General features: G+C 47.2%; 18 protein-coding genes. 14 read left to right on the top strand and 4 right to left on the bottom strand.

Annotation, left to right across the window (positions count from 1 at the left end; translation table 11 throughout):
* Positions 1 to 2: 2 nt before the first annotated feature.
* The 12 genes from ACF8CV_RS05895 to glmU all read left to right on the top strand — a co-directional run bounded on the left by ACF8CV_RS05895 (position 3) and on the right by glmU (position 10,340).
* Entirely contained in the window at positions 3 to 776 is a 774-nt protein-coding gene (locus ACF8CV_RS05895) for a ParA family protein (RefSeq protein WP_005458453.1), read from the top strand.
* 23 nt (positions 777 to 799) lie between these two features.
* Positions 800 to 1,681, top strand: coding sequence for a ParB/RepB/Spo0J family partition protein (locus ACF8CV_RS05890; protein ID WP_138938548.1), 882 nt, complete (start codon positions 800 to 802; stop codon positions 1,679 to 1,681).
* A 190-nt stretch (positions 1,682 to 1,871) separates the two neighbouring features.
* A complete protein-coding gene (locus ACF8CV_RS05885; RefSeq protein WP_005458481.1) occupies positions 1,872 to 2,261 on the top strand; it encodes a F0F1 ATP synthase subunit I in 390 nt (129 codons plus the stop codon).
* Between the two features lie 8 nt (positions 2,262 to 2,269).
* On the top strand, positions 2,270 to 3,082 hold the full coding sequence (atpB, locus tag ACF8CV_RS05880) for a F0F1 ATP synthase subunit A (RefSeq protein ID WP_005458499.1): 813 nt from the start codon (positions 2,270 to 2,272) through the stop codon (positions 3,080 to 3,082).
* Positions 3,083 to 3,137: 55 nt separating this feature from the next.
* Complete coding sequence (atpE, locus tag ACF8CV_RS05875; RefSeq protein WP_002540812.1) at positions 3,138 to 3,392, top strand: F0F1 ATP synthase subunit C; 255 nt, start codon at positions 3,138 to 3,140, stop codon at positions 3,390 to 3,392.
* A 71-nt stretch (positions 3,393 to 3,463) separates the two neighbouring features.
* Positions 3,464 to 3,934, top strand: a complete 471-nt coding sequence (gene atpF, locus ACF8CV_RS05870; protein ID WP_005458451.1) for a F0F1 ATP synthase subunit B — start codon at positions 3,464 to 3,466, stop codon at positions 3,932 to 3,934.
* A 14-nt stretch (positions 3,935 to 3,948) separates the two neighbouring features.
* A complete protein-coding gene (gene atpH / locus ACF8CV_RS05865) occupies positions 3,949 to 4,482 on the top strand; it encodes a F0F1 ATP synthase subunit delta (RefSeq protein ID WP_005481164.1) in 534 nt (177 codons plus the stop codon).
* Between the two features lie 13 nt (positions 4,483 to 4,495).
* Positions 4,496 to 6,037, top strand: coding sequence for a F0F1 ATP synthase subunit alpha (gene atpA, locus ACF8CV_RS05860; protein ID WP_005457301.1), 1,542 nt, complete (start codon positions 4,496 to 4,498; stop codon positions 6,035 to 6,037).
* 44 nt (positions 6,038 to 6,081) lie between these two features.
* The gene (gene atpG / locus ACF8CV_RS05855; RefSeq protein ID WP_005457304.1) at positions 6,082 to 6,948 is read left to right on the top strand and encodes a F0F1 ATP synthase subunit gamma; all 867 of its coding nucleotides are present in this window, start codon (positions 6,082 to 6,084) and stop codon (positions 6,946 to 6,948) included.
* 35 nt (positions 6,949 to 6,983) lie between these two features.
* Positions 6,984 to 8,387 carry a F0F1 ATP synthase subunit beta gene (gene atpD / locus ACF8CV_RS05850; protein WP_005481178.1) on the top strand — a complete coding sequence of 468 codons (1,404 nt, stop codon included), beginning with the start codon at positions 6,984 to 6,986 and terminating at the stop codon, positions 8,385 to 8,387.
* An 18-nt stretch (positions 8,388 to 8,405) separates the two neighbouring features.
* Positions 8,406 to 8,828 (top strand): F0F1 ATP synthase subunit epsilon, encoded by a 423-nt coding sequence (locus ACF8CV_RS05845; protein WP_005456027.1) that lies wholly within the window; start codon positions 8,406 to 8,408, stop codon positions 8,826 to 8,828.
* A gap of 150 nt (positions 8,829 to 8,978) precedes the next feature.
* Positions 8,979 to 10,340 carry a bifunctional UDP-N-acetylglucosamine diphosphorylase/glucosamine-1-phosphate N-acetyltransferase GlmU gene (gene glmU / locus ACF8CV_RS05840; RefSeq protein ID WP_005497454.1) on the top strand — a complete coding sequence of 454 codons (1,362 nt, stop codon included), beginning with the start codon at positions 8,979 to 8,981 and terminating at the stop codon, positions 10,338 to 10,340.
* Positions 10,341 to 10,415: 75 nt separating this feature from the next.
* Here glmU and ACF8CV_RS05835 read toward each other — a convergent pair whose 3' ends face one another.
* Entirely contained in the window at positions 10,416 to 11,156 is a 741-nt protein-coding gene (locus ACF8CV_RS05835) for an amino acid ABC transporter permease (RefSeq protein ID WP_138938547.1), read from the bottom strand.
* Positions 11,157 to 11,271: 115 nt separating this feature from the next.
* Here ACF8CV_RS05835 and ACF8CV_RS05830 point away from each other — a divergent pair, with 115 nt between their 5' ends.
* Positions 11,272 to 12,048, top strand: coding sequence for a transporter substrate-binding domain-containing protein (locus ACF8CV_RS05830; protein ID WP_025520901.1), 777 nt, complete (start codon positions 11,272 to 11,274; stop codon positions 12,046 to 12,048).
* Positions 12,049 to 12,105: 57 nt separating this feature from the next.
* On the opposite strand, the gene punC is transcribed toward ACF8CV_RS05830, so the two are convergent.
* Positions 12,106 to 13,311 (bottom strand): purine nucleoside transporter PunC, encoded by a 1,206-nt coding sequence (gene punC / locus ACF8CV_RS05825; RefSeq protein ID WP_020904422.1) that lies wholly within the window; start codon positions 13,309 to 13,311, stop codon positions 12,106 to 12,108.
* 154 nt (positions 13,312 to 13,465) lie between these two features.
* Here punC and punR point away from each other — a divergent pair, with 154 nt between their 5' ends.
* Positions 13,466 to 14,368, top strand: coding sequence for a DNA-binding transcriptional activator PunR (punR, locus tag ACF8CV_RS05820; RefSeq protein WP_005465352.1), 903 nt, complete (start codon positions 13,466 to 13,468; stop codon positions 14,366 to 14,368).
* 102 nt (positions 14,369 to 14,470) lie between these two features.
* On the opposite strand, the gene ilvA is transcribed toward punR, so the two are convergent.
* Complete coding sequence (ilvA, locus tag ACF8CV_RS05815) at positions 14,471 to 16,018, bottom strand: threonine ammonia-lyase, biosynthetic (RefSeq protein ID WP_017449317.1); 1,548 nt, start codon at positions 16,016 to 16,018, stop codon at positions 14,471 to 14,473.
* 2 nt (positions 16,019 to 16,020) lie between these two features.
* Positions 16,021 to 17,862 (bottom strand): dihydroxy-acid dehydratase, encoded by a 1,842-nt coding sequence (ilvD, locus tag ACF8CV_RS05810; RefSeq protein WP_020904424.1) that lies wholly within the window; start codon positions 17,860 to 17,862, stop codon positions 16,021 to 16,023.
* Position 17,863: the final 1 nt, after the last annotated feature.

The following is a 17,863-nucleotide window of genomic DNA, read 5'->3' as shown; positions in this document are numbered from 1 at the left end:
TCGTGGGTAAAATTGTAGCAATCGCCAACCAGAAAGGTGGGGTCGGCAAAACAACAACGTGCATTAACTTAGCGGCTTCGATGGCGGCAACAAAGCGCAAGGTTTTGGTGATCGATCTCGACCCTCAAGGCAATGCTACGATGGCCAGTGGTGTCGACAAATACATGGTTGACGCCACCGCATACGATCTTTTGGTGGAGGAAACCCCATTTGATCAAGTGGTCTGTACTCAAACGACAGGGAAGTACGATCTAATTGCTGCCAACGGAGACGTAACGGCAGCTGAGATCAAATTGATGGAAGTGTTCGCGCGAGAAGTTCGTTTGAAAAACGCACTGTCGACAGTTCGCGATAACTATGATTTCATCTTTATTGATTGTCCTCCTTCTCTAAACCTTCTTACAATCAATGCTATGGCTGCAGCCGACTCTGTGCTGGTGCCGATGCAATGTGAATACTTTGCGTTAGAAGGTTTAACTGCTCTTATGGATACGATCAGCAAGTTAGCGGCTGTGGTAAACGAAAACCTCAAGATTGAAGGTTTACTGCGTACGATGTACGACCCGCGCAACCGCCTGTCTAATGAAGTATCCGACCAACTTAAAAAGCACTTTGGCAATAAAGTCTACCGTACTGTCATCCCGCGTAATGTGCGTTTGGCAGAAGCCCCAAGTCACGGTAAACCAGCGATGTACTACGACAAGTACTCAGCCGGCGCCAAAGCGTATCTTGCTCTAGCGGGCGAAATGCTCCGCCGCGAAGAAATCCCAGTTTAACTCTAACCTAAGGAATTCAATCCATGTCTAAGCGTGGTCTAGGAAAAGGACTGGATGCGTTGTTGTCGACCAGTTCGTTTGCTCGTGAAAAACAGCAAATTGCATCGCAAAGCCAAGCCTTGTCAGCAGACGGTGAACTCACTGAATTAGCCATTGGCCAATTACAGCCGGGGATCTACCAACCGCGTAAAGATATGGCACCTGAAGCGCTTGAAGAATTAGCGGCTTCTATTCAATCGCAAGGCATTATCCAGCCGATCGTGGTTCGTCAGGTTGTTGGCGGACAGTTTGAGATCATCGCTGGCGAACGTCGCTGGCGTGCCGCGAAACAAGCTGGCCTGAAACGCGTGCCTTGCTTGGTTAAGAAAGTTGAAGACCGCGCAGCTATTGCTATGGCTTTGATCGAAAACATTCAGCGTGAAGACTTGAATGTGATTGAAGAGGCGCAAGCATTGGAGCGCCTGCAAGATGAGTTCATGCTAACGCATCAGCAAGTGGCGGATGTGATTGGTAAGTCAAGAACTACCGTGAGTAACTTGTTGCGTCTCAACCAATTGGATACCGACGTCAAACGCTTGGTGGCGGAGAAACAACTTGAAATGGGTCATGCTCGTGCGCTGCTGGCACTGGAAGGTGAACAGCAAGTCGAAGTGGCTCAAATGGTGGCAAAAAAGCAAATGACGGTTCGACAAACCGAACAGTTAGTAAAAAAGTGCTTAGCCCCACAAAATGAGCAAAAAGCTCAACAAGAAGATACCGAAGCCGAGCAAATGTCGCATAAATTGAGTCAACTACTTGATGCGAAGGTTTCCTTAAGCCGTTCTGCAAACGGAAAAGCGAAGTTGACGATAAGTATTGATGAGCCTCACAAATTAGACCAACTAATTGCCAAGCTAGAGGCCTAGATGAGATAATTGATTTAGGTCAATTAATCTAATTAATCGAATTTTGTGCGAAAGTTGTCGTTTTGTAAACAAAACTGTAAGTTTTTGATGCAATATAATTGCATTAACTCCGACTGAACGTATAATTTTCGCCAATTTCCCTGCACATAGAGAATTAGTGCGAAGTGGATATTACTAGAGGTACGAATACATGGTAGCTGCGTTAGCTAGACCAGGACGAGAGCTCGCAAGGCAATTGTTAATGATCCAGTCTGGCGCGGTTATTTTTGTGGCAGCAGGAATGGCGGTAGCCGTAAATCCTGAATGGGGAATTTCAGCGTTGATTGGTGGTGGCATCTTTGTTGTCGCCAATGCAGTATTCGCGCTATGTGCTTTTATGTTTAGTGGGGCTCGCGCTGCCAAGCGCATCGCTGCGTCCTTCTACACGGGCGAAGTACTGAAAATTCTCATCACGGTTGCACTGTTCTACGTTGCCTACATGTATATGCAGGTGGAACTCGTTCCCCTCAAACTAACCTATTTGCTGGTACTAGGTATTAATATCTGTGCACCAGTGCTATTCATTAACAACAAAAAATAGGATGAGTTATGGCTGCGCCAGGTGAAGCGCTAACATCGTCCGGATACATTGCCCACCACCTTTCTAACCTATCGCTGTATAAGTTAGGCTTAGTAGGGTCGGAGACAAGTTTCTGGAACGTACATATCGATAGCCTGTTTTTTTCTTGGTTTACTGGTTTAATCTTCCTCGGAATTTTTTACAAAGTAGCAAAGAGAACAACAGCGGGTGTACCGGGTAAGCTTCAGTGTGCTGTAGAAATGATCGTTGAATTTGTCGCCGATAACGTCAAAGACACGTTCCATGGACGCAACCCACTGATCGCGCCTTTAGCACTGACTATCTTTTGTTGGGTATTTTTGATGAACGTGATGGACTTAGTCCCGATCGACTTCTTACCATACCCAGCAGAGCATTGGCTAGGTATTCCTTACCTTAAGGTCGTACCTTCTGCTGATGTGAATATCACCATGGCTATGGCTCTAGGCGTTTTCGCATTGATGATCTACTACAGCATCAAAGTGAAAGGTCTAGGTGGATTCGCAAAAGAACTTGCTCTACATCCATTCAATCACCCACTGATGATTCCGTTTAACCTACTGATCGAAGTGGTATCGCTACTTGCGAAACCTCTTTCACTTGGTATGCGTCTATTCGGTAACATGTTTGCGGGTGAGGTTGTATTCATTCTTTGTGCGGCAATGCTACCATGGTACTTACAATGGATGGGTTCACTACCGTGGGCAATCTTCCATATCTTGGTTATTACGATTCAAGCCTTCGTATTTATGATGTTGACAATTGTTTACCTGTCAATGGCACACGAAGACTCTGATCATTAATTTTTTAAGCTTTTTATTTGGGCACTAAGCCAACAACTATAAATTGGAGATAGTAATGGAAACTTTACTGAGCTTTTCTGCAATCGCCGTAGGTATTATCGTCGGTCTTGCTTCTCTTGGTACAGCGATTGGTTTCGCACTACTAGGTGGTAAATTCCTAGAAGGTGCAGCACGTCAACCAGAAATGGCTCCTATGCTACAAGTTAAGATGTTCATCATCGCAGGTCTACTTGATGCGGTTCCAATGATCGGTATCGTAATCGCGCTACTATTCACATTTGCAAACCCATTCGTTGGTCAACTAGGTTAATCACCTTTAACTCGGGACAAGCTTTAGCTTGTCACTGATTAACACTAAGTCCAAATAGAGGGGTAGCTGTTGTGAACATAAACGCAACTCTGCTAGGTCAAGCAATCTCGTTCGCACTATTTGTGTGGTTCTGCATGAAGTATGTATGGCCACCATTGATGCAAGCGATTGAAGAACGTCAGAAAAAAATCGCTGATGGCCTTCAAGCAGCTGAACGTGCTGCTAAAGACTTGGATCTAGCACAAGCCAACGCTTCTGATCAGTTGAAAGAAGCGAAGCGCACAGCAACTGAGATCATCGAACAAGCGAACAAGCGTAAGTCTCAAATTATTGATGAAGCTCGCGAGGAAGCTCAGGCAGAACGCCAGAAAATCCTAGCGCAAGCGGAAGCAGAACTTGAAGCTGAACGTAATCGTGCACGCGATGAGCTGCGCAAACAAGTTGCTACTCTGGCTGTAGCTGGTGCTGAGAAAATCCTTGAGCGTACAATCGATAAAGATGCGCAAAAAGATATTCTCGACAACATTACTGCAAAACTTTAAGTCTGGGGGCGCATATGTCTGATTTGACTACAATCGCACGCCCCTATGCTAAAGCAGCCTTCGACTTTGCGGTAGATAAGGGCCAGCTAGACCAATGGGGTCAAATGCTGTCTTTTGCTGCTGAAGTTGCCAAAAACGAACAAATGAATGAGCTTCTAACCAGTTCATTCTCTGCTGAAAAAATGGCAGAAATCTTTGTTGCAGTTTGTGGTGAACAAGTTGATGCGCACGGTCAAAACCTTCTTAAGGTGATGGCTGAGAATGGTCGTTTAGCGGCCCTTCCTGATGTTTGTGAGCAATTCTTCATTCTGAAGAAAGAGCATGAGAAAGAAATCGATGTTGAAGTCATTTCAGCATCAGAACTTTCTGATGAACAACTTGCAAATATTGGCAGCAAACTTGAAGCGCGTCTTGAACGCAAAGTGAAGCTGAATTGCAGTGTAGATGAGACCCTACTTGGTGGGGTTATTATTCGAGCCGGAGACCTAGTCATCGATGACTCAGCGCGTGGTCGTTTGAACCGCCTGAGCGATGCATTGCAGTCTTAATGGGGATTGGAGCATGCAACTTAATTCCACGGAAATTAGCGATCTGATCAAACAGCGTATCGAATCTTTCGAAGTTGTTAGTGAAGCTCGCAACGAGGGTACTATCGTATCGGTAAGCGATGGTATCATCCGCATCCACGGCCTAGCGGACGTGATGCAAGGTGAAATGATTGAATTACCGGGTGGCCGTTATGCACTGGCACTTAACCTTGAGCGTGACTCGGTTGGTGCGGTAGTAATGGGCCCATATGCTGACCTTAAGGAAGGCATGAAAGTTACAGGTACTGGCCGCATTCTTGAAGTGCCAGTTGGTCCAGAACTACTAGGCCGCGTAGTAAACACGCTGGGTGAGCCTATCGATGGTAAAGGTCCAATCGAAGCGAAATTGACTTCACCTGTAGAAGTTATCGCACCAGGTGTAATCGACCGTAAATCGGTAGACCAACCTGTACAAACTGGCTACAAATCAGTTGACTCAATGATCCCTATCGGTCGTGGTCAGCGTGAGCTTGTAATCGGTGACCGTCAGACTGGTAAAACAGCAATGGCGATCGATGCGATCATCAACCAGAAAAACTCTGGTATTTTCTCAATCTACGTAGCAATCGGTCAGAAAGCATCGACTATCGCTAACGTAGTTCGCAAACTAGAAGAGCACGGCGCGCTAGCAAACACTATCGTTGTTGTTGCATCTGCTTCTGAATCTGCAGCGCTACAATACCTAGCGCCATATGCAGGTTGTGCGATGGGCGAATACTTCCGCGATCGCGGCGAAGACGCACTGATTGTTTACGATGATCTATCTAAACAAGCGGTAGCTTACCGTCAGATCTCTCTACTACTAAAACGTCCACCAGGCCGTGAGGCATTCCCAGGTGACGTATTCTACTTACACTCACGTCTACTAGAGCGTGCAGCTCGTGTAAACGAAGAGTACGTAGAGCGTTTCACTAACGGTGAAGTGAAAGGTAAGACTGGTTCTTTGACTGCTCTTCCTATCATCGAAACTCAAGCAGGTGACGTTTCAGCATTCGTACCGACTAACGTAATCTCGATTACCGATGGTCAGATCTTCCTACAAACTGAGCTATTCAACGCAGGTGTACGTCCAGCGGTTGACCCAGGTATCTCAGTATCTCGTGTAGGTGGTTCAGCTCAGACAAAAATCATCAAGAAACTATCAGGTGGTATTCGTACAGCACTAGCTGCATACCGCGAACTAGCAGCATTTGCTCAGTTCTCTTCTGACCTTGATGAAGCAACGAAGAAACAGCTAGACCATGGTCAAAAAGTTACAGAACTAATGAAGCAGAAGCAGTACGCTCCAATGTCTGTATTTGACCAAGCACTAGTTATCTTCGCGGCAGAGCGCGGTTACCTTGATGATGTAGAACTGAACAAAGTTCTAGATTTCGAGGCGGCTCTACTATCGTACGCTCGCGGTCAATACGCTGAATTAGCAGCTGAGATCGACAAGTCTGGTGCTTACAACGATGAAATCGAAGCTCAGTTGAAGAAACTGACTGACGACTTCAAAGCAACCCAAACTTGGTAATTAGGTCGGTGGCAGTTTCTGCCACCAACTAACGGAGAGTAACGATGGCCGGCGCAAAAGAGATACGTAATAAAATCGGTAGTGTTAAAAGCACGCAGAAAATTACGAAAGCGATGGAAATGGTAGCAGCTTCAAAAATGCGTCGCTCTCAAGATGCAATGGAAGCTTCTCGTCCATACGCTGAAACAATGCGTAAAGTGATCGGTCACGTGGCAAACGCAAATCTAGAGTACCGTCATCCGTACCTAGAAGAGCGTGAAGCGAAACGTGTTGGTTACATCATCGTTTCGACAGACCGTGGTCTGTGTGGTGGTTTGAACATCAACGTGTTCAAAAAAGCCGTTACAGACATCCAAACATGGAAAGAGAAAGGCGCTGAAATTGAGCTAGCAGTGATTGGCTCGAAAGCAACAGCTTTCTTTAAACATGGTGGCGCAAAAGTTGCGGCACAGGTTTCTGGCCTTGGCGACAGCCCTAGCCTAGAAGACCTAATCGGTTCTGTTGGCGTAATGCTTAAGAAATACGATGAAGGTGAACTGGACCGTCTATACGTAGTGTTCAACAAGTTTGTGAACACTATGGTTCAGCAACCAACGATCGATCAATTGCTACCTTTGCCTAAATCGGACAGCAAAGAGATGCAGCGTGAGCACTCATGGGACTACATCTATGAGCCTGAGCCAAAGCCTCTACTGGATACGCTATTAGTGCGTTACGTAGAGTCTCAGGTATACCAAGGTGTGGTTGAGAACCTTGCTTGTGAGCAAGCGGCTCGAATGATTGCGATGAAGGCTGCAACGGATAACGCAACCAACTTGATTGAAGATCTGGAACTTGTGTACAACAAAGCCCGTCAGGCTGCGATCACACAAGAACTGTCGGAAATCGTTGGTGGTGCATCTGCGGTTTAAGCTTAGGTAAAACGAAATAGTTTAGAGGATTAACGATGGCTACAGGTAAGATCGTACAGATCATCGGTGCGGTAGTCGACGTAGAGTTCCCACAGAGCGAAGTACCTAGTGTATATGACGCTCTAAACGTAACGGACTCAAAAGAGCGTCTAGTTCTTGAAGTTCAACAACAGCTAGGCGGTGGCGTAGTTCGTTGTATCGTAATGGGTAGCTCTGATGGTTTACGTCGTGGAGTTGAAGTGGTTAACACTGGCGCTCCAATTTCAGTACCAGTAGGTACTAAAACTCTAGGTCGTATCATGAACGTCCTAGGTGACGCGATTGATGAGCGTGGTGAGATCGGTGCAGAAGAGGTTTACTCTATCCACCGTGAAGCACCAAGCTACGAAGAGCAATCAAACGAAACAGCACTTCTAGAAACTGGTGTTAAAGTAATCGACTTGGTTTGTCCATTCGCTAAGGGTGGTAAAATCGGTCTATTCGGTGGTGCTGGTGTAGGTAAGACCGTTAACATGATGGAACTTATCAACAACATCGCACTTCAACACTCAGGTCTATCAGTATTTGCTGGTGTTGGTGAACGTACTCGTGAAGGTAACGATTTCTACTTCGAGATGCAGGAAGCGGGCGTTGTAAACGTTGAGAATCCTGAAGAATCTAAAGTAGCGATGGTTTACGGTCAGATGAACGAGCCACCGGGCAACCGTCTACGTGTTGCTCTGACTGGTCTAACAATGGCAGAGCGTTTCCGTGACGAAGGTCGTGACGTACTACTGTTCGTTGATAACATCTACCGTTACACGCTTGCAGGTACTGAGGTATCAGCACTTCTAGGTCGTATGCCTTCAGCGGTAGGTTACCAGCCAACTCTTGCAGAAGAGATGGGTGTACTACAGGAGCGTATCACGTCAACTAAGCAAGGTTCTATCACGTCTGTACAGGCGGTATACGTACCTGCGGATGACTTGACTGACCCGTCTCCAGCAACAACATTCGCGCACTTGGATGCAACGGTTGTACTTAACCGTAACATCGCAGCAATGGGTCTATACCCAGCGATCGACCCACTAGATTCTACGTCTCGTCAGCTAGACCCACTAGTTGTTGGTCAAGATCACTACGACATCGCTCGTGGCGTTCAGCAGACACTTCAGCGCTACAAAGAGCTGAAAGACATCATTGCGATTCTAGGTATGGACGAGCTATCTGAGTCAGATAAGCAAGTTGTATCTCGTGCACGTAAGATTGAGCGTTTCCTAACTCAGCCTTACCACGTAGCAGAAGTATTTACAGGCGACCCTGGTGTTTACGTACCTCTTAAAGAGACTCTACGTGGCTTCAAAGGTCTACTAGCTGGTGAGTACGATGACATTCCAGAGCAAGCGTTCATGTACTGCGGTACGATTGACGATGCTATCGAGAATGCGAAGAAGCTATAAGGCTAACTAGGAGGCGATATGGCACCAATAACCTTTCACCTAGACGTGGTGAGCGCTGAGAAACGTATTTTCTCTGGTCGCGTAGAAACGTTTCAGGTGACCGGTAGCGAAGGTGAGCTGGGTATTTTCCACGGCCACACTCCGCTGCTGTCCGCTATTAAGCCTGGTATGGTGCGTATTGTGAAACAGCACGGCCACGAAGAGTTCATTTATGTCTCTGGTGGTATGGTCGAAGTTCAGCCTGGTACTGCTACAGTACTGGCTGATACAGCGATTCGTGGTGAAGATCTAGACGCAGCGAAGGCAGAAGAAGCCAAGCGCCGCGCTGAGGAGAAAATCCAGAATCAGCATGGTGACATGGACTTCGCACAAGCGGCCAGCGAACTGGCTAAAGCCATTGCTCAGCTTCGAGTTATCGAGCTGACCAAAAAGCGTCGCTAAGCTCAATTAGCAACGTTGCATGACAAAAGGCGACCTTAAAGGTCGCCTTTTTGATTATTTTTAGTTGGAAATTTACTTAATTCCATTAACTATTCAAAAAGAGCTGTTTAAAATAACGGCCAATTAACAGAAAACGTCAATAGGTTATCAATGAAATTCAGTGCTGTGATTCTTGCAGCGGGTAAAGGTACTCGTATGCACTCAAATATGCCTAAAGTGCTACACACTTTGGCAGGGAAGCCAATGGTTAAACATGTTATCGATACTTGTACTGGCCTTGGCGCACAAAACATTCACCTAGTCTTTGGTCACGGTGGTGATCAAATGCAAACCACACTTGCAGATGAGACTGTCAACTGGGTACTTCAAGCGGATCAGCTTGGTACTGGCCACGCGGTGGATCAGGCTTCTCCACGTTTCGAAGACGATGAAAAGATCCTAGTTCTTTATGGTGATGTCCCACTAATTTCTCCTGAAACCATTGAAAACCTACTTGATGCACAACCAACAGGTGGCATCGCGTTACTTACTGTAATGCTCGATAACCCGACTGGTTACGGACGTATCATTCGTAAAAATGGTCCAGTGGTTGCTATCGTTGAGCAAAAAGACGCAAGCGAAGAACAAAAGCAAATTAAAGAGATCAACACTGGCGTAATGGTTGCGACTGGTGGTGATCTGAAGCGTTGGTTGTCAGGCTTAAACAACAACAATGCTCAAGGTGAGTACTACCTAACAGACGTTATTGCTGCTGCGCACGACGAAGGGCGTGCCGTTGAAGCCGTTCACCCAGTGAATGCCATTGAAGTAGAAGGTGTTAATGATCGCGCTCAACTTGCTCGTCTAGAGCGCGCGTTCCAATCGATGCAAGCACAAAAACTACTTGAACAAGGTGTGATGCTACGTGACCCTGCGCGTTTTGACTTACGCGGTGAGCTTCAGTGCGGTATGGATTGTGAAATCGATGCAAATGTCATCATTGAAGGTAACGTATCGCTGGGTGATAACGTCATTATCGGCACTGGTTGTGTACTGAAAGATTGTGAAATCGACGATAACACTATCGTTCGTCCTTACAGTGTGATTGAAGGCGCAACCGTTGGTGAAGAGTGTACCGTCGGTCCATTCACTCGTCTGCGTCCTGGTGCTGAGCTACGTAACGACGCGCACGTCGGTAACTTCGTGGAAGTGAAAAATGCGCGCATTGGTGAAGGCTCTAAAGCAAACCACCTGACTTACCTTGGTGATGCGGAAATCGGCCAACGCACTAATATCGGTGCGGGCACGATTACGTGTAACTACGATGGCGCAAATAAGTTCAAGACCATCATTGGTAACGATGTGTTTGTTGGCTCTGATAGCCAGCTGGTGGCACCTGTCACTATTGCTGATGGTGCCACTATCGGCGCTGGTACCACACTAACTAAAGACGTGGAAGAGGGTGAGTTAGTGATCACTCGCGTTAAAGAGCGTAAGATCACTGGTTGGCAACGTCCAGTTAAGCAAAAGTAAGCGTTACCTGAGCTTAAAAGCTAAATTATCAAAGCCGCTCCAGTGAGAGCGGCTTTGTCGTTTTTAGTGCAAGTATCAGTAACTGGGAATCGCGATACGCTTTTCTAACCAACGCACTGCTTGAGAAACGAATAGAATGAGCAACAAGTACTCCAGAACCAAGAAGGTATAAATTTCTAACGGTAAGTACTCATTCACCACCAACTCGTTGGCACGTCTCGTTAAGTCACTTAAACCGATTACGCTCACCAGAGAACTCATTTTGAGGATGTAGACAAACTGATTCCCTAACGGCGGTAAAATTTGTCGAAATGCTTGCGGAAGAATCACCAAGCGCATCTTCTGCCAATAATTCAAACCAAGTGATTCTGCCGCTTCATGCTGACCTCGGTTGATCGCTTGAATCCCACCGCGAAATACTTCTGCCATAAACGCACTTTCAGCGATAGTCAGTGCAATTACCCCCGCCCAAAAATTATTGAGAGAGACATCGAGCAGCGTTGGCATGCCGTAGTAAACCCACAAGAGCAACACCAATACTGGGATTGAGCGGATCACCTCAACGTAGATGCGATTCATCCATTTGAGCGTTGGGGAGCGAGAAAGTGCAGGCAACGCAATCAGCAGCCCAAGTGTCATGGCAAAACACATACTCAAGAGTGACACTTGAATGGTGTCATTAAACCCCGCGACTAAAAACTTTAGGTTGGTTATCCCTTGTTCCGTTGACGGGTCGAGTACATACCAGCCCCATTGGTAATCTGAGCAACCCGTTAACAACAGCAGCGAAATCAGCCATAGAGTTCGAAAGGTCACATTTACTCCCTGAATTAACTAAAAAACTTCCATTGTTACTGCTATGTTATCAATGGGGTTGTAATAAAGGTTAATAATTAAACCGTATAAGGTCGTTATTTTTAAGGGAATAAAAATGAAAAAGATTTTGTTTGCGCTAGGAATATGTCTGCTTATGGTCACTCAAGTTGTTCATGCTCAGAGCCGTCTTCAAGAGATTCTGGATAAAGGCGTGTTGAGAGTAGGGACGACTGGGGACTGGAATCCAATGACAATGAAAGATCCAGCCACGAACAGTTATCGTGGTTTTGATATTGATGTCACAACCGAGCTTGCTAAAGATTTGGGTGTCAAAGTGGAGTACGTTGCCACCGATTGGAAAACGCTGGTTAATGGTATTACGGCCAACAAGTACGACATCACTGGCAGTGCGTCTTTAAACATGTCGCGTGCGAAGGTGGCTGGTTATAGCCAACCCTATTTCTACTTGGTGTTTGTGCCAGTGGTACAGAAAAAAGACCTCGCCAAATTCTCTGATTGGGAGGATTTTAATAAACCCGATGTGAAAGTGGCTGCGACGTTAGGTACGGTACAAGAGAAAATGGTGAAAGAGTTCTTTCCATCGGCGCAGCATATTGTGATTGAAGCCCCCGCGCGTGATTTCCAAGAGCTGTTGGCTCGCAGAGCGGACGTGTCTGTGACTTCCAATGTGGAAGCGGCGACGCTGGTGGACAAGTTCAAACAGTTGGCGATTGTGCCTGTGAAAGCACCTCGCAGACCAACTCCAATTGCCATGTTGTTGCCACAAGACGACCAAGTCTGGATTAACTACATCAACCACTGGGTGGAGTTGAAAAAAACACAAGGCTTCTTTAAGCAGACTGCTCAGAAGTGGGGACTGAAAAGTTTATAAATGAAAAGAGCCGCATTACGCGGCTCTTATTATGATCGGATGGACTGAAGTACAGACTTAAAGTTCATCTTCGCTGACGACGCGAGCGTTGTCAGGTGTAGTGAAATGCTTAGAGAGTTCACGATTCGACAGAATGTAACCCATCCACAAGCCACCCATACAAATGACGATTGCCACGCCCGTAACCATTTGAGCTTGGCTTGCCATCGCTGCTACTAGTGCGCTTGATAGGCTGCTCACGGTAATTTGCAGGCTGTTTTGCAAACCAGCTGCGGTTGCAGGGCTTTGCTTCGCACTTGCCAATGCACGGTTTACTACGATTGGGTACAACGCACCATTCGCTACCGCAATCAGACAGAAAGGCGCTAGGATTGGCCAGATGGAGGTCAATTCCCACTGCGAAGCTACAAAGATAAGCAACGCGGCAACACTGAATAAACCGATCAACTGACGTAGAATTTTTTCATCACCAAATTTGCGAACACCAACTTTACCTAGGTAACCACCCACCATGAAAGCAATGGTTTGTGGAATAAAGCTCAAACCGATGTCTTTTGCTTCGTAGCCGAGTTGAGACATGATTTCTGGCATACCAGTAAGGTAAGCAAAGAACGCTGCCGATGCGGTTGCGAACATAAACACGTTACCTAGGTAAGTTTTTGAACCTAGTAACGCTTTAATATCCGCAGACATGCTGGTTTGTTTGATTTCGGCTTGTTCGTTCTTTTGTGCCATGGTGGCAGCAACGAGCACCACACCAACAAGCGTTAATGCGATAAAAATACTGTGCCAACCAAAGCTATCCGCTAAAACCACACCCAGTTGAGGTGCAAGTGCTGGTGATAGTGCTACCAACGGCATGATGGTGGCAAAAATTTGCTGGCTACTGCTGGAGTAACGCTTGATTACCATCGCTTGCCAGATAACCGCAGGAGCACACACGCCGATTGCTTGCACAAAGCGCAGTGTCAGTAGCTGCCAAACTTCATCGCAGAATGCTAAGCCGAATGAGGCAATGGTAAAGAGTACCAGACCTGCGGCCAGCGTATTGCGGTGACCAAATTTATCCGATGCCAATCCCCACATCAACTGACCAAAAGCCATACCTACAAGAAATACGGTCAGAGAAAGTGCGATTTGTTCGGGACCTGTAGCAAAGTCGATTTCCATCGCTTTGAACGCAGGTAAGTACATGTCAGTGGCAACAAAGCCAAGCATAGATAAAGCTGCAAGATAAACGAGCTGTAGTTTTGATATTTTCATGATTCAACCAATCAAATTATTTAATCATTTTTTAATCAATATCAGTTGGCGCCAACCCTGATTTATTTACCTTATTATTCTATTTTTCGATTTTGAGAAAATAAAACGCTAAAATTGTTGGTTATCAATCAAATTTTTTGAAAGGTCAGAAATCATGTTCTCCAAAGCATCATTGGAAATGCTCGATACGGTTGCTCGGTTAGGCAGTTTCACGGCCGCTGCTGAAGTGCTTCACAAAGTTCCTTCGGCGATCAGCTATGGCGTGCGACAGGTAGAGCAGGATTTGGACGTCGTGCTATTTCGCCGCTTACCAAGAAAAGTTGAATTAACACCAGCGGGTGAGCTATTCATGGCTGAAGCTCGCTCGTTACTGCGTCAGATGGAAGAGGTGAAAGCACAAACTCGTCGAGCTGCGCACGGCTGGAAAACAACGCTGAAACTGACGCTGGATAACGTAGTGAAGCTCGAAAAGCTCAAGCCGCTAGTGGAAGATTTTTATCGAGAGTTTGAATTTGCGGAACTGCAAATCAATATGGAAGTCTTTAACGGCTCTTGGGAGGCGATCGCTCAAGGTCGTGCCGACATCGTAGTCGGAGCCACTTCAGCAGTTCCGGTCGGCGGGGATTTCGAAGTGAAAGACATGGGTGTGTTGGATTGGGCGTTTGTCATGTCGCCTGCTCATCCTTGTGTACGTCAGCAGGTTCTCACCGAAGAGTTTGTTAGCCAGTTCCCCGCGATTTGTCTGGATGACACATCGAACGTACTGCCAAAACGACACACAGGTCACTATGCCAAGCAGCGTCGTTTATTATTGCCCAATTGGTACAGTGCGATTGAATGTTTAAAAAATGGCGTTGGAGTCGGGTATATGCCGCGTCATATTGCGATGCCACTTATTCATGAAGGTGTGCTGGTGGAGAAACTGCTGCAAGATGACAAGCCATTGAGCCGATGCTGTTTGGTATGGCGTAAAGATGACGATCATAAGTTGATCCAATGGATGGTGGATTATTTGGGATCACCGAATCAGTTGCATCAAGATTGGTTGCAGTGTTAGTCAAAAGAATCATCCGATCTCAGTATTAGCTCATCACTTGGTCCATGAAACCGTAAATTGGAAACAAAACACCTCGCCGCAGCGAGGTGTTGATAAGGCGAATTAAGACAAGAAAAACTTGTAGGATGGATTATCGGTTTCATCCTTACATTGGTAGCCAAGTTCTCGTAAATGCGCTGAAAATTGGGCTAAATCGCTTTCATCTAACTCGAAACCACACAGAACGCGTCCGTAGTCGGCACCGTGGTTGCGGTAGTTGAATAGGCTGATGTTCCAATGGGTGCCAAGCGTGCTTAAGAACTTCAATAGTGCGCCTGGATACTCAGGAAATTCAAAGCTATAGAGACGCTCTTTCAGCTGTTTAGAGGGCTTGCCACCGATCATGTAACGAATGTGCAGTTTGGCCATTTCATCGTCGGACAAATCCACGACTGGGTAGCCACCTTCGCGTAGATCGCGAATGATGTTATCCAGCTCTTCCTGACCGCCTTGCAGGCGTACACCAACAAAGATATTCGCCAGTTCATCATCGTTGTAACGGTAGTTAAACTCGGTGACAGCGCGGCCGCCAATCAGATTACAGAATTCAAAGAAAGCGCCTTGGCGTTCTGGAATCGTCACGGCCAATAGACCTTCACGCTTCTCACCTAATTCACAACGCTCTGAAACATAACGTAAACCATGGAAGTTGGTATTTGCGCCAGACAGCACCGTGGCAAGGTTTTTGTTTTCCAGTTGGTTTTGCTCAACAAACTTCTTCAAGCCAGCAAGCGCAAGCGCCCCGGATGGTTCAGCAATCGCGCGAGTATCCTCAAAAATGTCTTTTACGGCAGCGCAGATTTCATCGCTTGAAACCGCCACATGACCATCAATGTATTTCTGACACAAGCGGAACGTTTCTTCACCGATGCGTTTTACCGCCACACCATCAGCAAACATGCTGACTTGGTCGAGTACCACAGGTTCACCTGCATCTAGTGCCGCTTTCAAACAAGACGAGTCTTCCGGTTCGACGGCGATGACTTTGATTTCTGGCATCAGTTGCTTGACCAGAACCGCTACACCAGCCGCCAAGCCACCGCCTCCAACTGGCACGAAGATGTAGTCGAGATGACCATTTTGCTGCAGCATTTCCATGCCGATGGTGCCTTGGCCTGCGATCACCAACGGGTGGTCGAAAGGAGGCACGAACGTATAACCGTGTTGCTCTGACAAGCGTTCGGCCTCGGCTTTGGCTTCATCAAAGTTGTTGCCGTGCAGCACCACATTGCCACCGAAACTGCGTACCGCATCGACTTTGATGTCTGGTGTGGTTTTTGGCATAACAATCGTGGTTTTGATTCCGAGTTTGGTGCCAGACAGTGCCATGCCTTGAGCGTGGTTACCAGCCGATGCTGCAATCACGCCTGCGGCTTTCTGTGCTTCAGTTAGGCTTGCCACCATGTTGTAGGCACCGCGCAGTTTGAACGAGTGTACGGGTTGGCGGTCTTCACGCTTGATCTGCACGTTATTCCCGATACGTGCAGATAAACGAGGCATTTCTTGCAGTGGCGTTACTGTTGCGACTTCATAAACCGGTGCGCGAAGGATTTGGCGCAGATAGTCTGCGCCAGATTGATTCGCTTTTTTTTCGGGTTGAGATTCCATCATGGCTAGCCCTCTAGCTTCGATTTATCTCGTACTGCACCTTTGTCAGCACTGGTTGCCATGCTGGCGTACGCTTTTAGGGCGAAAGACACTTCACGTTGACGATTTGCTGGTTTCCAACCCAGTTCGTCTTGTTTTACGCGGCGCTCTGCAAGTTCCTGTTCAGAGATCTCAAGAGAGATGCTGCGATTTGGAATATCAATCGCAATCAAATCGCCGTTTTGAACCAAGCCGATCGCACCGCCATTGGCGGCTTCTGGAGAAGCATGGCCGATAGACAGACCAGAGGTACCACCAGAGAAGCGGCCGTCAGTTAATAACGCACACTCTTTACCTAAGCCCATCGATTTTAGATAAGTGGTTGGGTAGAGCATTTCTTGCATGCCCGGGCCACCTTTTGGACCTTCGTAGCGAATCACAACTACATCGCCCGCTTTCACTTTGCCGCCAAGGATGCCGTCTACCGCATCTTCCTGGCTTTCAAACACTACCGCAGGGCCAGTAAATTTCAGGATGCTTTCGTCCACACCAGCAGTCTTCACAATACAACCATCCAGCGCGATGTTGCCTTTCAGAACGGCAAGGCCGCCATCTTGGCTAAACGCGTTTTCTTTGGTGCGGATACAGCCTTCCGCACGGTCATTATCGAGGGTATCCCAGCGACAATCTTGCGAGAATGCTTGTGTGGTGCGGATACCCGCAGGGCCAGCACGGTAGAATGATTTCACTTCTTCTGAATCGGTCAGCATGATGTCGTATTTGGCTAGCTGTTCTTCCCAAGTCAGTCCTAGGACAGTCTTAGACTGATTGTGCAGCAGACCTGCACGGTTCAGTTCACCAAGGATACCGACAACGCCACCCGCACGGTGTACATCTTCCATGTGGTATTTCTGCGTTGAAGGAGCCACTTTACACAGGTGGGGTACTTGGCGAGACATGCGGTCGATGTCCGTCATATCAAAATCGACTTCACCTTCTTGCGCTGCAGCTAAAAGGTGCAACACCGTATTGGTCGAACCGCCCATTGCGATGTCGAGTGCCATCGCGTTTTCAAATGCGGCTTTGGTCGCGATATTGCGTGGTAGAGCCGTTTCGTCATCTTGCTCGTAGTAGCGTTTGGTGAGTTCAACGATGCGTTTACCTGCATTGATAAACAGCTCTTTACGATCGGCATGCGTTGCCAACAGCGAGCCGTTGCCTGGCTGAGACAGACCCAGAGCTTCTGTCAGACAGTTCATTGAGTTTGCGGTGAACATGCCTGAACACGATCCACACGTTGGGCATGCACTGCGTTCGATCTGTTCGCTTTGTTCGTCTGACACTTTAGGATCGGCGCCTTGGATCATGGCATCGACAAGGTCTAACTTGATGATCTGGTCTGAAAGCTTGGTTTTGCCCGCTTCCATTGGGCCGCCAGATACGAAAATAACTGGAATGTTGAGACGCATTGACGCCATCAGCATCCCTGGAGTGATTTTGTCACAGTTAGAGATACACACCATGGCATCTGCACAGTGCGCATTAACCATGTATTCTACTGAGTCGGCAATCAATTCACGTGATGGCAGCGAGTAAAGCATGCCGCCGTGACCCATTGCGATGCCATCATCGACGGCGATGGTATTGAATTCTTTTGCGATGCCGCCTGCCGCTTCAATCTCTTGAGCAACAAGTTGGCCCAAATCTTTAAGGTGTACGTGGCCTGGTACGAACTGAGTGAATGAGTTCACCACGGCGATGATTGGCTTACCGAAATCTTCGTCTTTTACACCGGTTGCACGCCAGAGCGCACGAGCTCCCGCCATGTTACGACCATGTGTGGTGGTTGCTGATCTATATTTTGGCATT

Origin of the sequence: Vibrio sp. zbq_1 (assembly GCF_043102935.1) — a bacterium.
Classification (GTDB): Bacteria; Pseudomonadota; Gammaproteobacteria; order Enterobacterales; family Vibrionaceae; genus Vibrio; species Vibrio parahaemolyticus.
The sequence above is the reverse complement of the archived record's forward strand: the minus strand, read 5'-3'. Positions and strand labels throughout refer to the sequence as shown.

What these genes read in the sequence shown, in the direction of transcription:
- ACF8CV_RS05890 (WP_138938548.1), top strand. Translation starts at nt 800, where the DNA reads ATGTCTAAGCGTGGTCTAGGAAAAGGACTGGATGCGTTGTTGTCGACC.
- ACF8CV_RS05885 (WP_005458481.1), top strand. Translation starts at nt 1,872, where the DNA reads ATGGTAGCTGCGTTAGCTAGACCAGGACGAGAGCTCGCAAGGCAATTG.
- atpB (WP_005458499.1), top strand. Translation starts at nt 2,270, where the DNA reads ATGGCTGCGCCAGGTGAAGCGCTAACATCGTCCGGATACATTGCCCAC.
- atpE (WP_002540812.1), top strand. Translation starts at nt 3,138, where the DNA reads ATGGAAACTTTACTGAGCTTTTCTGCAATCGCCGTAGGTATTATCGTC.
- atpH (WP_005481164.1), top strand. Translation starts at nt 3,949, where the DNA reads ATGTCTGATTTGACTACAATCGCACGCCCCTATGCTAAAGCAGCCTTC.
- atpA (WP_005457301.1), top strand. Translation starts at nt 4,496, where the DNA reads ATGCAACTTAATTCCACGGAAATTAGCGATCTGATCAAACAGCGTATC.
- atpG (WP_005457304.1), top strand. Translation starts at nt 6,082, where the DNA reads ATGGCCGGCGCAAAAGAGATACGTAATAAAATCGGTAGTGTTAAAAGC.
- atpD (WP_005481178.1), top strand. Translation starts at nt 6,984, where the DNA reads ATGGCTACAGGTAAGATCGTACAGATCATCGGTGCGGTAGTCGACGTA.
- ACF8CV_RS05845 (WP_005456027.1), top strand. Translation starts at nt 8,406, where the DNA reads ATGGCACCAATAACCTTTCACCTAGACGTGGTGAGCGCTGAGAAACGT.
- glmU (WP_005497454.1), top strand. Translation starts at nt 8,979, where the DNA reads ATGAAATTCAGTGCTGTGATTCTTGCAGCGGGTAAAGGTACTCGTATG.
- ACF8CV_RS05830 (WP_025520901.1), top strand. Translation starts at nt 11,272, where the DNA reads ATGAAAAAGATTTTGTTTGCGCTAGGAATATGTCTGCTTATGGTCACT.
- punC (WP_020904422.1), bottom strand. Translation starts at nt 13,311, where the DNA reads ATGAAAATATCAAAACTACAGCTCGTTTATCTTGCAGCTTTATCTATG.
- punR (WP_005465352.1), top strand. Translation starts at nt 13,466, where the DNA reads ATGTTCTCCAAAGCATCATTGGAAATGCTCGATACGGTTGCTCGGTTA.
- ilvA (WP_017449317.1), bottom strand. Translation starts at nt 16,018, where the DNA reads ATGATGGAATCTCAACCCGAAAAAAAAGCGAATCAATCTGGCGCAGAC.
- ilvD (WP_020904424.1), bottom strand. Translation starts at nt 17,862, where the DNA reads ATGCCAAAATATAGATCAGCAACCACCACACATGGTCGTAACATGGCG.